Consider the following 13,517-nt stretch of genomic DNA (forward strand, 5'->3'; position numbering starts at 1 on the left):
CGCGGGGCGCGGGAGCACAACCTGAAGACGGGGAGGAAGGCGGCCGCGTGGTCGCTGCCGGCCCGCCGTTGCAGGTAGCAAAATCACCGAAGAGCCGCACCGCGCCGTACCTGGCGCGGGTGCTGGGGTAACGGACGGGGGCGGCGAATCCCCCTGAACGGCAGGCGGATTCAGGAAAAGATGGGTTTCACGCGGAGAAGCGGAGGAGCAGAGGGAGAATTCCTCTGTTTCTCTGCTCTCTCCGTGTGATACGAAATCCGGGAGAAGGATCGGTGCATCCGACCCACTCACGTGCTGCCGCGCTCACAGATCCTTCGGCCTGCAAGGTGTTGTGCTGATGCGGGTTGCAGTGTGGCCGGCCTCAGGATGACGCCAGGTGGGTGCAGTGCGGATGCAGAAGCTGATCTCCCGGATCCGGGATGAGACCAGCCTTCCAGCGGCGTCAGGACGCGCCGCCGTCCAGCTCGCGCGTCATCTCGATCATCGTGCGGCGGAAGCCGGCGCGGGCGAAGAGGCGCTGCGCGGACTCGTTCCGCTCCGCCGTGGAGAGCACCACGCGGGGCGCGCCGCGGGCCCGGAGCGCCGCCAGCGTGGCGTCGAGCAGCATCCGGCCGATGCCTTGGCCGCGATGGGCGGGATCGACCACGATGTCGTACAGCACGCCGGCCGGCCCGCGCAGCGCCATGTAGTCGTTCCCCTCGACGCCCGCGAAGGTGTAGCCGAGCACCTCGCCGCCGCGCTCCGCGACCAGGATCGCGACGTCCGGCTCCGCGAGCTGCGTCGCGAAGAACGAGGCGTACAGGTGACCGGTTTCCGGCGTGGCGGCGATGAAGCGCTGCGGATCGAAACCGTGGTGCATCCGCACCAGCATCGCGCCGAGCCGGCCGACGGCCGGGAGGTCGGCGGGCACCGCGGGGCGGATGACGACGTCCGGAACGCCGGACCGGCCGGGCGGCGCGGCGCTCAAGCCGTCTTCGTCTCCACGCGGTAGCGCAGCCACAGGACGTCGTCCGCGCGCCGCTCCACCGACTCCAGCGCGAGCCGGTACCGTGTGTCGTGGCCGGCGTCGAGGTCGAAGAGCGCCGGCGTTCCCATCCGCCCGTCCGCCACCGGCGCGAGCAGCAGGCTCACCTCGTCGATCAGCCCCGCGCTCAGCATCCCGCCGTTGATGCGGCCGCCGCCCTCCAGCATCAGCGTGCGCACGCCGAACTGCCGGCCGATCTTCTCCAGCGCGAGCGGCAGGTCCACTTCGCGCGCCCCTGCGAGGAGGTACGACACGCCGCGCTCGCGCAGGAAGGCGAGGTACTCGTCCGACACGCGCTCGGAGAGGACGGCCACGACGTGGTCGCCGCCGATGTCGTTCGTATCCCACGCCAGGCGCCCGCCGGCGTCGGCGGCGAAGGCGAAGGACTGGTGCTCGCCCGGCGCGCGGAAGTCCTCGCGCGGCGGGCCGTGGTGCTCGCGCGCGATCTCGTCATCGGACCGTACGCCCTGCGCGAAGTGCTGCTCCATCGTCACGCGGCCGCAGAGCCACGCGTTGGAATCGTAGCCCTCGTGCACGAGCTCGTACTGCCGCCGCCCCTCGCCGGAGAGCGGCCAGCCGTCGGTGAGGATGCGCCCGTCGAGCGACGCCAGCATGTGGCAGATCACGCGCGGGCGGCGCGGTTCCGGCGCCGTCATCGGTCCACCGTGGCCATCTGCTTCTCGTTGTAGCGCGGCCCGCTGATCTTCTCCGGCGCCAGCGCGGCATCCAGCTCCGCCATCTCCCCGCTCGTGAGCGACACGTCCGCCGCGCCTACGTTCTCCTCCAGATAGCTCCGCCGCTTGGTCCCGGGGATCGGCACGATGTCGTCGCCCTTGTGCAGCAGCCAGGCGAGCGCGATCTGCCCCGGCGCCGCGCCCTTCCGCACGGCCAGCTCGCGCACCGCCGACGCGGCCCGCACGTTGGCGTCGAAGTTCTCGCCCTGGTACCGCGGGTCGCGGTGGCGGAAGTCGCTCGCCGGGTACTCCTCCGCCCGCTTCACGGCGCCGGTGAGGAAGCCGCGGCCGAGCGGCGCGAAGGGGACCAGGCCGATCCCCAGCTCGCGCAGCAAGGGGATGATGCGCGGCTCCAGGTTGCGCTCCCACAGCGAGTACTCGCTCTGCAGCGCGGAGATCGGGTGCACGGCGTGCGCGCGGCGGATGGTCTGCTCGCCCGCCTCGGAAAGGCCGAGGAAGCGCACCTTCCCCTCGCGCACCAGGCCGGCCATCGTGCCGACCACGTCCTCGATCGGGACGTTCGGATCGACCCGATGCTGGTAGAGGAGGTCGATGCGGTCCGTCCGCAGCCGCCGGAGCGAGCCCTCCACGGCCTCGCGGATGTGCGCCGGCCGGCTGTCCACCCCCGCCATCGCGCCGTTCTCGATCCGGAAGCCGAACTTGGTGGCGATCACCACGCGGTCGCGCGCGCCGCCGCCGAGCTCGTCCAGCGCGCGGGCCAGCAGCTCCTCGTTCACGAACGGGCCGTAGACTTCCGCCGTGTCCAGGAAGGTGCACCCCAGCTCGATGGCGCGGTGGATGGTGGCGATGGACTCGCGCTCGTCGCGCTCCTCGGCGGTGCCATACGCCTGGCTCATCCCCATCAGGCCGAGGCCGATCGAGGAAGCGGCCAGTCCCTGCGTGCCCAGCTTGCGTGTGGTCAGCATGTCGTCGCGAACGGTCAGGGTTTGCGGGGCGCGGCCTGGTACTGCGCGTCGGTGACGTGCTCCATCCAGTCGACCGCCTTGCCGTCCAGCGCCTCGTTGATGGCGATGTGCTGCATGGCCGCCGACGCCGAAGCGCCGTGCCAGTGCTTCTCGCCCGGCGCGAACCATACCACGTCGCCCGGACGGATCTCCTCGACCGGGCCGCCCTCGCGCTGCGCCCAGCCCAGGCCGAAGGTCACGACCAGCGTCTGGCCGAGCGGATGGGTGTGCCACGCGGTGCGCGCGCCGGGCTCGAAGGTAACGGCGTTGCCGGCCGCGCGCGCCGGCGCCTCGGCGCCGAACAGCGGATCGATCCGCACGGTGCCGGTGAACCAGTCGGCCGGACCCTTCGCCGAGGGCCGCGAGCCGCTTCGCATGATCTCCATCTTCCGTCTCCCTGTTCTGTTGTGCCGTGCGCCGCGTCAGCGGCCGACGCGCTGCTGCAGGTGCGCGGGGTAGCGGTCGCCCTGCACCGTGATCTTCGCGGCGGCGGCGTCGATCTCCCGCAGGTCCCCGGCCGTGATCGCTACCTTCGCGAAGCCCTGAAGCTAGTCTGCCTCGATCGTTCGATAAATCAGCGCTGGCTTCACACCTTGGCAACCGCTTCTTGACAGTGATATGACAGCGCCTTCTCGCCGGTGACCGCGCAACCGCCTGCACGGTGGATCAGAGCGGCCCCGGCGAGCGAACTCGCCGGGGCCGAAGGGTTCGCTGGCCGATCGATGCGCCAGCCGTCCGCGCCTTGACGTTGGCGACGGACCGCGAGCACGATGGATACAATGCGGCCCCGGCGAGCCTTCTCGCCGGGGCCGAAGCCATCGCCGAGTCGAACGAGTTCACGCGGCGCGTCGCGCGAAGCCACGGCTGAATTGCTGTCCCGACTGCACGATCCATCGGACGCTGCGCGCGTGCTTCGCCCCGCTACGGGACCAGCAGGGCCTTGATGGCGCGGCGCTCGTCCATGGCGCGGTAGCCCTCGGCCACCTGGTCCAGCGGCAGCGTCAGGTCGAACACCTTGCCGGGATTGATCCTGCCGGTCCAGATCAGGTCGATCAGGTGGGGGAGGTAGCGCCGGACCGGGGCGGGGCCGCCGAGCAGGTGGACCTCCGCGAAGAACAGCTCCAGGCCGGGGATCTCCACGCCGTGGGCGACCCCGACGAAGCCCACGTGCCCGCCGGGGCGGGTGGAGCGGATCGCCTGCATCATCGACTCCTGCGTCCCCACCGCCTCGATCACCGAGTGCGCGCCCAGTCCGCCGGTCAGGTCCCTGATGCGGGCCACGCCCTCGTCCCCCCGCTCGGTCACGATGTCGGTGGCGCCGAACTCCACCCCGAGCTTCTGCCGGTCCTCATGGCGGCTCATCAGGACGATGCGCTCCGCGCCCATCTGCTTCGCGGAGAGCACGCCCAGCAGCCCGACCGCGCCGTCGCCGATCACCACCACCGTCTTGCCGGGGCCCGCCGCGGCGGCGTCGGCGGCGAACCAGCCCGTGCCCAGGACGTCGGAGGCCGCCAGCAGGCTCGGGACCAGGTCGCCGGAGGGGAGTTCCGGCGTGGCGACCAGGGTGCCGTCGGCCAGCGGCACGCGCAGGAAGGGCGCCTGCGCGCCCAGCGCGCCGATGGGCTGGGCCTGCACGCACCGGCCCTGGTAGCCCGCCCGGCAGATGGGGCAGGTGTTGTCGGAGGCGAAGAACGAGCCGACCACGAACTGGCCCGGCCTGACGTTCCGCACGTCGCGGCCGACCTCCTCGACGATGCCCACGTACTCGTGGCCCATCGGCTGCGGCCCGGGGAACGTCTCGATTCCGCGCCAGGGCCACAGGTCGGAGCCGCAGACGCAGGCGGCCGTGACGCGGAGAATCGCGTCCGTCGGCTCGATGATCTTCGGGTCGGGGCGCTCCTCGAAGCGCACGTCGCCCGGTCCGTAGAGAACGGCTCCCTTCATCTCGATCCACTCCCATCGTTCACTGGTGATCGTGGCCAGCGCGGGCTCGCGCCGGCCACGCAGGCCGCTCGATCTCCGTCCGCCGCCACCCCCGCCGGGAATTTCGTTCGTGCATCCTCGCCGCATCAACTCGACGTCATCCTGAGGCCGCCCACAGCGTAACCAGCGTCCACACAGGAGGTTGCAGGCCGAAGGATCTATCGCCTCCGCAGCACGTGATTCAGCGAGATGCACCGACTCTTCTGCCGGATGCGGTATCAATCGTGGTCGAGCGTGGTCGAAAGTTCCGGGAACGCCTCGGCCTGCTGGCGGAGCAGGCCGGCTTTCCGGATGACCGCCTGGACGGCGTCGGCGCCGGCGACCCACCGCTCGGGCGGCGCGGGCAAGTCCAGCAGCGTGACCAGGGCGCGGCCGAGCTTGGCCGGGTCGCCCGACTGCCTGCCGTTCATCCCTTCCCACATGGGGATGATCTCCGCGGTGCGCGGCGCGTAGTCGCCGATCGACAGCGCCGGCAGGAGCGTCGACTCCTTCTCGAGCAGCCTGGTGCGGAAGAACCCCGGCTCCACGACCGTCGTGGTGATGCCGTAGGGCGCCACCTCGGGGCGCAGCGCCTCCATCCACCCCTCGACCGCGTACTTCGAGGCCGCGTACGCGGAGGTGAACTCCCCGGCGGCCACACCGGCGGTCGAGGAGATGGTGACGACCTGGCCGCCGCGCTGCCGGCGCATCACCGGAAGCACGGCGCGGGTGACGTTGAGCGTGCCGAAGAGGTTGACCTCGATCTGCGCCCGGAACTGCCCGGGGCTGATCTCCTCGAAGCAGCCGGCCTGGAAGTTGGCGGCGTTGTTGACCAGCACGTCGATGCGGCCGAACCGCCCGACCGCCGCCGCTACGGCAGCCTCGGCGTCCGCCGGAATGGTGATGTCGAGCTTCAGCGCCAGCAGGTTCTCCGCCTTGCCGACCGCTTCGGTGACGGCCTCGGGACGGCGGCCGGTGGCGACCACCCGGTGCCCCGCGGCCAGCGCCGCGCGGGCGATGTCGACACCCATGCCACGTCCGGCGCCGGTGATGAAGTAGACCTTGCTCATTCCTGCCTCCTGGTCGGTTCGCGGTGGGGCCGAGTCCCTCACTCCAGCCGCGGCCGCAAAGCGGTTGCCTGATTCGACGCAGAAAGCTATGTCAGTGACTGTCGCGGATAAACGAGACAGCGGTTCGCACCCTGATGCCCTCAGGTTGACAATGCCGGATATCACGGACGGCGTCCCGGAGTTCGTCGCGGTGGTGGAAGCGAAGGGCTTCCGCGCCGCGGGACGGCAGCTGGGCGTGAGCGGGACGGCGCTGAGCAAGGCGCTGCGGCAGCTGGAGCAGCGCCTCGGCGTCACGCTCCTCCTGCGGACCACGCGCAGCGTGCGGCTGACCGAGGCGGGAGAACGGTTCTACGCGGCTTCGCGCCAGGCGCTGGACGGGCTGCGGGCGGCCGCGGAGGCGGTGGGAGAGCTGGCGGACGAGCCCCGGGGGACGCTGCGGCTGAACATCAGCAGCGGAGCGGAGGGGTTCCTGCGCGGGCCCGCGCTCGCGGCGTTCCTCCAGGCGTACCCCCAGGTCCGGCTCGACATCATCGTCGACGAGGACGTGAGCGACATCGTGGCGGCCGGCTACGACGCAGGCGTCCGGCTGGGCGAGGTGATCGAGCAGGACATGATCGCCGTGCCCGCGTCGGGCCCGCAGCGGATGGTGGTGGTCGGGTCGCCCGCGTACTTCGCGACACGCCCGATGCCGGAGCACCCCCGCGACCTTGCCGGGCATGCGTGCATCAACTGGCGGCCGGGTCCGGATGCGCCGCCGTACCGCTGGGAGTTCACCGAGCCCCGCGGCGGCGACTTCTCCGTCGCGGTGCCGGCCCGGGTGGTCGCCAACGACTTCTCGCTGATGATGCGGCTGGTGACGGCGGGGCTGGGGGTGACCATCGGGATGGGGGACGGAGTGCGGCCGTACCTGGACCGCGGCGAGGTGGTTGCCGTGCTGGAGGAGTTCTGCCCGCCGTTCGCGGGCTACTACCTGTACTATCCCCAGCGGCGGCAGGCCTCGCCGGCCCTCCGCGCGCTCATCGACTACCTGCTCCGCATCCGGCAGGCGCGGTGAGCCCTGCGTCCCCGGATTGGAAATCCGGGGCAACAACCGCACAAAGTCCCTGCGGGACTGCCAGGCTGCATCCGGGCTCGCCGTAGGCACAGGTGCCGCGCATCCGCGCGGTCGACAGCCGTGTCGAATTCCGGGATCCCCGTTCGTCGCCCGTGTGACGCAGCGAGCATCGACCCTGACCGGAGAGGCCCCCAATGAGAAAGCTGATCGTTTCCGAGTTCGTGACCCTGGACGGCGTGATGCAGGCGCCCGGCGGCAAGGACGAGGATACCGACGGAGGATTCGAGCACGGCGGCTGGACGCTCCCCTACTGGCACGACGACATCGGGAAGACCTTCTTCGAGCTGATGCAGGGTTGCGATGCGTTCCTCCTGGGCCGCCGCACGTACGTCACCCACGCGGAGGCGTTCGAGCCGATGCCGGCGGGCGATTTCTTCGGCGACATGATGAACGCCCCGAAGAAGTACGTCGTCTCGGCGACCCTTCAGCAGCCCATCTGGCGCGACACCACCATCATCCGCGACAACGTGATCGAGTCGGTGCGCGCGCTGAAGGAGCAGCCCGGCGGGAACATCCTGACGGACGGCAGCAGCCAGCTCGTGCACGCCCTGCTGGAGCACGGCCTGGTGGACGAGCTGCACCTGCTCGTCTACCCCATCACGCTCGGAAGCGGCAAGCGGGTGCTGCCGGACGGCGTGCACGCGACGTTCGAGCTGAAGTCCGCGACGCCCTACCCGACCGGCGTGGTCGGCCTCCACTACGCGCTGCGGCGGTAATCCCTGCGAGAGGGGTTGACGCCTCTCCGGAAAGCTAAATACCGTATAGCGACACGATCTGACACGCCTGAACCTGGGAGGTGCCGCATGCGGATGAATCTGGACCTGGAGGCGCTGCACGTGGAGACTACCGTGATGCAGCCGGATTTCACGGGGCTGGATGGCCGGGACGGTTTCGACGGCGGGTACGCCGCGTCGATCCTGTGGGACACGCAGACGCGCCCGATCGAGAGACCGAACACCAACTCGTCGCCGTGCATCGCCTGAGTTGCGTCCCGGTGTGATACGAAACGGCCCCGGCGAGATCTCTCGCCGGGGCCGAAGCTTTCGCCGCGCGGATCATCGAGCCGCCGCCCGATCGAGCCCGCCGTTGGCGGCTCCCGGCATCGCCCCGTAGCTTTCGCCGCCCGTCCGCTGCCCGGCTTTCATCAGCCGGGTGGATCCGTATCCCCCGCACACGCACCCACATGCGCACACGTCATCTGCCTCTCCTGCTGCTCCCGCTGCTCGCCGCCTGCCAGCCGCGGACGTCGCCCGCCCCGTCCGCGACCGGGGCCGCGGCGGCCGGAGCGCGTGAAACCACCGCGCAGGAGCGGGCCGCGGTGCTCGCGTCGCTCCAGGGCTTCATGGACGCGCTGCGGATGAAGGACACCACGGCGATGAGCCAGCACGTGGACTCGCTCACGCGCATCACGCTGATCCGCCCGGCGCGCGACGGCGGAACGCGCGTGGTGGTGCTGACCGCCGCGCAGTTCATCCACGCGGTCACGCAGCCGAACCAGCCGGGGATCGACGAGCCCATCCGCAACCCGGTGGTCCACGTGAGCGGCGACCTGGCCACGGTCTGGGCCGAATACCAGGTCCGGCGCGACGGCACCGTCACGCACTGCGGCTTCGACGCCTTCCACCTGACCCGGCGCGACGGGCGCTGGAAGCTCCTGAACATCAGCGACACCTACCAGCAGACGGGGTGCGGCCCCGCGTGGCCGCGCTGACTCTCGTCCAGGCCGCACGCCACCACGGGTGCTGTCATACCGGATCTGGCAATCACCCGTGCCACCAATGCCCAGAGAGACGTCGTCCTGAGTCGAACACCGCGCTTCGCGCGACCACGATGGATGAAAGGGCGGCGTCCTCCGGGACCGGAACTCGTCGCCGAGCCGAACAGCCTCGCGCAGTTTGCGAGGCTTCCCGTAGTTGTTGCTGCGACTTCTTCAGTCGCCGGTGAGGGAGGCAAGGCCGCGAACTTTCTATCTATTCAGGCCGGCCAACTGTCGTTGCCTCCGCACGAACGGTTGCAGGCCGAAGGATCTACAGGCGAGTCGCACGTGCGCTGCCGGATTGCGCGATCGATCCCCGAAATCGGGATCACCATGAAGGCCCGGCACCGAGCTTCGGCGCCGGGCCTTCGTGCGTTGCCGCCGGCTCGCTGGTCCCGCGCCGCGGCGGGTGCTAGCATGCGTGGCATGACCGAGACGACCATCCTGGTGATCGACGACGAGCCGCAGATCCGGCGCGTGGTGCGGAACGCGCTGGAGGGCGACGCGGTGCGCGTGCTGGAGGCGGCCACCGGGCGCGAGGGAATGGACCGCGCGGCGGCGGAGCGCCCCGACCTGATCGTGCTGGACCTGGGGCTCCCGGACGTGGCGGGCGCCAGCGTGTGCGCGGAGATCCGCGGCTGGTCGTCGGCGCCCATCGTGGTGCTGTCGGCGCGGCACTCCGAGCACGAGAAGGTGGCGCTGCTGGACGCGGGGGCGGACGACTACGTGACCAAGCCGTTCAGCCCCGCCGAGCTGCGGGCCCGCGTGCGCGCCCAGCTGCGGCGCTCGCGCGCGGAGCCCCGCGCGGGCGGCGGCGGCCCGGTGGAGCTGGACGGGCTCCGGATCGACCTGGCGCGGCGCGTCCTCTCGAAGGACGGGGGAGAGGTCCACCTCACCCCCACCGAGTGGGACCTGCTCCGCGCCTTCGTGTCGAACGCCGGGCGCACGCTCACGCACGACCAGATCTTCCGCGCGGTGTGGGGGCGCGCCGGCGGCGGCGACCCGCAGGCCTATCTCCGCGTGCACGTGGCCAACCTGCGCCGCAAGATCGAGCGCGACTCCGTTCGCCCCGCGCTGATCGTCACCGAGCCGGGCGTGGGCTACCGCTTCCGCGCGCTGGACTGACGGTGGGCGCCCGCGTCCGGGGGCTGCTGCGGTGGGCCGCCTGGCTGGCGGCGGCGGCCGCGCTCACGGCCGGCATGGCGGCGGTGCGCGCGGACCTGGAGCGGGTGCACGTGGCCCTTGCCTACCTCCTGCTGGTGCTGGCCGCCAGCTCCAGCGGCACGCGGGCGCTGGGGCTGGTGGTGGCCGTCGTGGCGTTCCTCTGCTTCAACTTCTTCTTCCTCCCGCCGTACCAGAACTTCGGGCTCAGCGACCGGCGCGACTGGCTGGTGCTGCTCACCTTCCTGGCGGTGGCGACGGTGGCCACGCAGCTGCTGCACCGCGCGCGCCGCCAGGCCGCCGAGGTGCAGCGGCTCTCGGCAGAGGCCGGGCGCGCCGCCGCGCTCCGCGAGGCCGACCGGCTGAAGGACGCGCTGATCGCCGCGGTCAGCCACGACCTGCGGACGCCGCTGACCACCATCAAGGCGCTGGCGCACGACCTGGGCGAGACCGGCGACGAGCGGGCGGTGACCATCGAGGAGGAAGCCGACCGGCTGAACCGCTTCGTGGCCGACCTGCTGGATCTCTCCCGCCTGAACGCGGGGGAGCTGCGCGTGGCGCCGGAGATCGTCGCGGCCGAGGACCTGGTGGGCGCGGCGCTCCAGCGCGTCTCGGGCTCGCTGGGAGACCGGGAGATGCGGGTCGAGCTGCATCCCCACGAGCCGCTGCTGCTGGGGCGGTTCGATTTCGTGCAGTCGCTGCGTGTGCTCGTGAACCTGCTGGAGAACGCGCACAAGTACGCGCCCGCGGCCACGCCGATCGAGCTCTCCGTCTCGCGCGACGGCGGCCGCCTCGTCTTCCGCGTGGCGGACCGCGGCCCCGGCGTGCCGGAGGACGAGCGCGAGCGCATCTTCCACCCCTTCTACCGCCGTCCGCAGGGCGAGGCGGATGCCGGGGGCGCGGGGCTGGGCCTCTCCATCTCCCGCCGCCTGGCCGAGGCGCAGGGCGGCACGCTCGCCTTCGAGCCGCGGCCGGGCGGCGGAAGCGTGTTCGTCTTCACCCTCCCCTCCGCCGACCTCGCCGATCCCGCCACCCTGCCGGGGTGATGTCTCACACCGGATCTGGCAATCATCTCCCTGCTACAAACGCCACAGAGAGACGTCGTCCTGAGGCCGGGCCACACCGTCGTTGCCTTCCGCACGAGCGGTTGAAGGCCGAAGGATCCATAGGCGAGGTCGCACGTGCGCTTCCAGATTGCACGATTCGATCTTCTGATCCATAGCCGCAGCATCGTGTCTCGGCTGATGCGCTGATCCTTCCGACAGATTGAACGGTGAGGTCCGGCAGCGCACGTGCGTGAGCGGTTATAGATCCTTCGGCCTGCCAGCACTGGTGTAGACAAAATTTCGTCATGGCCGGCCTCAGGATGACGTCTATCCGGCATCACGCGTTTCATCCGATCTCCATCTCCATCTCCATCTCCATCCCCATCTCCATCTCCATCTATCTCATCTCCCAGTCTTTACGACTCCTTCACGCTGGACGGACGGATCTTTGTGCCTCCTTCACGGGACCGTCACGATCTTCCCGAATTTCGTGGCGAATGGACCCGGGGCACCGAGGGAATGGAGACCACGAGACGCAAGCGGATGGCGCGCGCGGTGCTGGGGGAGCCGCGCGACGTGCGGGACCCGCGGACCTACCACAACATCTCGCTGATCGCGCTGCTGGCGTGGGTGGGGCTGGGCGCGGACGGGCTTTCGTCGTCGGCGTACGGGCCCGACGAGGCGTTCCGCGCGCTGGGGCCGCACGCGTACCTGGCGGTGGCGCTGGCCGGGGCCACGGCCGTGACCGTGCTGGTCATCTCCATCGCCTATTCGCAGATCATCCGCCGCTTCCCGTTCGGCGGCGGCGGGTACGTGGTGGCCAGCCAGCTGCTGGGCGCCCGCTGGGGCGTGGTGTCGGGGGCGGCGCTGCTGGTGGATTACGTGCTGACCATCTCCGTGTCCATCGCCAGCGGCGCCGACCAGGTGTTCAGCGTGCTCCCGCCCGCGTGGCACCGCTGGAAGCTGGCGGCCGCGGGCCTCGTCATCCTCCTGCTGGTGGTGCTCAACCTGCGCGGGGTGAAGGAGTCGGTGAGCATCCTGGCGCCGGTGTTCGCCGCGTTCCTGCTGATGCACGCGGTGCTGATCGCGGGCGGGCTGGCCACGCACGCGGGCGAGGTGCCGCGGGTGGCGCGCGAGGTGTCGGGCGGGTTCCGGCAGGGGCTGGGCACGCTGGGCGCCGTGGGGCTGTTCGCCGTGTTCCTGCGCGCGTACTCGATGGGGGCGGGCACCTACACGGGAATCGAGGCGGTGAGCAACGGGCTGCAGATCATGCGCGAGCCCCGGGTGCGGACGGCCACGCGGACGATGGTTTACATGGCCGTGTCCCTCGCGGCCACGGCCAGCGGAATCCTGCTGCTGTACCTGCTTTTCCGGGTGGCGCCCGTGGAGGGGAAGACGCTGAACGCGGTGCTGCTGGAGCGCTTCGCGGGGGCGTGGCGGCTGGGCGGGGTGAACGTGGGGTACGGCTTCGTGGCCTTCACGCTGGCCACCGAGGCGGCGCTCCTGTTCGTGGCGGCGCAGGCGGGGTTCATCGACGGGCCGCGGGTGATGAGCAACATGGCCGCCGACCGCTGGCTTCCGCATCGCTTCGCCCAGCTCTCCGACCGGCTGACGATTCAGGACGGTGTGCTGCTGATGGGCGGCGCGGCCATCGCCACGCTGGTCTACACGAGGGGGGACATCACCCGGCTGGTGACGATGTACTCCATCAACGTCTTCGTCACCTTCTCGCTCTCGCAGCTGGGGATGGTGCGCTACTGGCTGCGCACCCGCGGCGGGCACCGCGGACGTGGGCTGGCCATCCACGGCGTGGCGCTGGCGCTGTGCGCGGGGATCCTGGCCGGGGTGCTGTACGAGAAGTTCGAGGTCGGGGGATGGGTGACGGTGGCGGTCACCGGCGCCGTGGTGGGCCTCTGCCTGGCGGTGCGCCGCCACTACGACCGCGTACGCGAGGGTTTCCGGCGGCTGGACGAGGTGATGGGCGGCCTGCCCGCGGCGTACGACGGCCCGCCGAAGCCGCTGGACCCGAAGGCGCCCACGGCGGTGCTCCTGGTGGGCGGCTACGGCGGGCTGGGGATCCACGCGCTGCTCTCGGTGCAGCGGCTCTTTCCGCGGCACTTCGGGAACTTCGTGTTCGTGTCGGTGGGCGTGATCGACGCGGCGGCGATGAAGGGGGTGGACGAGGTGGACCGCGTGCGCGAGCGGACGGAGGCGGCGCTGCGGGGCTACGTGGAGCTGGCCCGCGGGCTGGGGCTGCCGGCGGAGTATCGGATGCGCGTGGGAACGGAGGCGGTGAGCGAAGCCGAGGCGCTGTGCGCCGGGATCGCGAAGGAGTTCCCGCGCTCCATCTTCTTCATGGGCAAGCTGATCTCGCAGCGCGAGGGGTTCTTCTTCCGCATGCTGCACAACAACACGGCGGACCAGCTCCAGCGCCGCCTGCAGTTCGCGGGGATGAACGCCATGCTCCTCCCCGTCCGCGCGATGGAGCTGCCGCGGGCGGGGTGAGGGGAGGCGCGACGGCAAGGGCGGGAGAGTCTTGAAAGTCCTAACAGGCTGCTAAAAATCGCAATGTACACTTTCGGTCGAAGCGGCACGGCTGTAAATTGCCGTAACCTTCGGCCGGGAGCATGGATGCGCGGACGCGAACCAGAGCAGCGGGTGATGTTCAGCTACGTGAACATCGAG

Annotated in this window: 13 protein-coding genes and 1 pseudogene; 7 read left to right on the forward strand and 7 right to left on the reverse strand. The window is 70.7% G+C overall.

Annotation, left to right across the window (positions count from 1 at the left end):
• Positions 1 to 442: 442 nt before the first annotated feature.
• The 7 genes and pseudogenes from VLK66_RS18750 to VLK66_RS18775 all read right to left on the reverse strand — a co-directional run bounded on the left by VLK66_RS18750 (position 443) and on the right by VLK66_RS18775 (position 5,755).
• On the reverse strand, positions 443 to 967 hold the full coding sequence (locus VLK66_RS18750; RefSeq protein ID WP_325310994.1) for a GNAT family N-acetyltransferase: 525 nt from the start codon (positions 965 to 967) through the stop codon (positions 443 to 445).
• The gene (locus VLK66_RS18755; RefSeq protein ID WP_325310995.1) at positions 964 to 1,680 is read right to left on the reverse strand and encodes a RibD family protein; all 717 of its coding nucleotides are present in this window, start codon (positions 1,678 to 1,680) and stop codon (positions 964 to 966) included. Before VLK66_RS18755 ends, VLK66_RS18750 begins: the two co-directional genes overlap by 4 nt.
• Positions 1,677 to 2,684 carry an aldo/keto reductase gene (locus VLK66_RS18760; protein WP_325310996.1) on the reverse strand — a complete coding sequence of 336 codons (1,008 nt, stop codon included), beginning with the start codon at positions 2,682 to 2,684 and terminating at the stop codon, positions 1,677 to 1,679. Before VLK66_RS18760 ends, VLK66_RS18755 begins: the two co-directional genes overlap by 4 nt.
• A 14-nt stretch (positions 2,685 to 2,698) precedes the next feature.
• Positions 2,699 to 3,109 (reverse strand): (R)-mandelonitrile lyase, encoded by a 411-nt coding sequence (locus tag VLK66_RS18765; RefSeq protein WP_325310997.1) that lies wholly within the window; start codon positions 3,107 to 3,109, stop codon positions 2,699 to 2,701.
• Between the two features lie 36 nt (positions 3,110 to 3,145).
• Positions 3,146 to 3,259 (reverse strand): annotated as a pseudogene (locus VLK66_RS28645) (aldo/keto reductase); the annotation flags it as partial.
• 385 nt (positions 3,260 to 3,644) lie between these two features.
• Positions 3,645 to 4,667, reverse strand: a complete 1,023-nt coding sequence (locus tag VLK66_RS18770; RefSeq protein ID WP_325310998.1) for a zinc-dependent alcohol dehydrogenase family protein — start codon at positions 4,665 to 4,667, stop codon at positions 3,645 to 3,647.
• A 257-nt stretch (positions 4,668 to 4,924) separates the two neighbouring features.
• Complete coding sequence (locus VLK66_RS18775; RefSeq protein ID WP_325310999.1) at positions 4,925 to 5,755, reverse strand: SDR family oxidoreductase; 831 nt, start codon at positions 5,753 to 5,755, stop codon at positions 4,925 to 4,927.
• 151 nt (positions 5,756 to 5,906) lie between these two features.
• Here VLK66_RS18775 and VLK66_RS18780 point away from each other — a divergent pair, with 151 nt between their 5' ends.
• The 7 genes from VLK66_RS18780 (at position 5,907) to VLK66_RS18810 (ending at position 13,337) form a co-directional block, all read left to right on the forward strand.
• Positions 5,907 to 6,809, forward strand: a complete 903-nt coding sequence (locus VLK66_RS18780; protein WP_325311000.1) for a LysR family transcriptional regulator — start codon at positions 5,907 to 5,909, stop codon at positions 6,807 to 6,809.
• A 194-nt stretch (positions 6,810 to 7,003) separates the two neighbouring features.
• Positions 7,004 to 7,585, forward strand: a complete 582-nt coding sequence (locus VLK66_RS18785) for a dihydrofolate reductase family protein (protein ID WP_325311001.1) — start codon at positions 7,004 to 7,006, stop codon at positions 7,583 to 7,585.
• 87 nt (positions 7,586 to 7,672) lie between these two features.
• Positions 7,673 to 7,852, forward strand: a complete 180-nt coding sequence (locus VLK66_RS18790; protein ID WP_325311002.1) for a hypothetical protein — start codon at positions 7,673 to 7,675, stop codon at positions 7,850 to 7,852.
• Between the two features lie 200 nt (positions 7,853 to 8,052).
• Positions 8,053 to 8,580, forward strand: a complete 528-nt coding sequence (locus VLK66_RS18795) for a hypothetical protein (RefSeq protein WP_325311003.1) — start codon at positions 8,053 to 8,055, stop codon at positions 8,578 to 8,580.
• Positions 8,581 to 9,051: 471 nt separating this feature from the next.
• The gene (locus VLK66_RS18800) at positions 9,052 to 9,750 is read left to right on the forward strand and encodes a response regulator transcription factor (protein ID WP_325311004.1); all 699 of its coding nucleotides are present in this window, start codon (positions 9,052 to 9,054) and stop codon (positions 9,748 to 9,750) included.
• Positions 9,751 to 9,752: 2 nt separating this feature from the next.
• Positions 9,753 to 10,832 (forward strand): sensor histidine kinase, encoded by a 1,080-nt coding sequence (locus VLK66_RS18805; protein WP_325311005.1) that lies wholly within the window; start codon positions 9,753 to 9,755, stop codon positions 10,830 to 10,832.
• Positions 10,833 to 11,351: 519 nt separating this feature from the next.
• Complete coding sequence (locus tag VLK66_RS18810) at positions 11,352 to 13,337, forward strand: APC family permease (RefSeq protein ID WP_325311006.1); 1,986 nt, start codon at positions 11,352 to 11,354, stop codon at positions 13,335 to 13,337.
• Positions 13,338 to 13,517 lie beyond the last annotated feature (180 nt).

This window comes from Longimicrobium sp., assembly GCF_035474595.1.
In the GTDB taxonomy this organism is placed as follows: Bacteria; Gemmatimonadota; Gemmatimonadetes; order Longimicrobiales; family Longimicrobiaceae; genus Longimicrobium.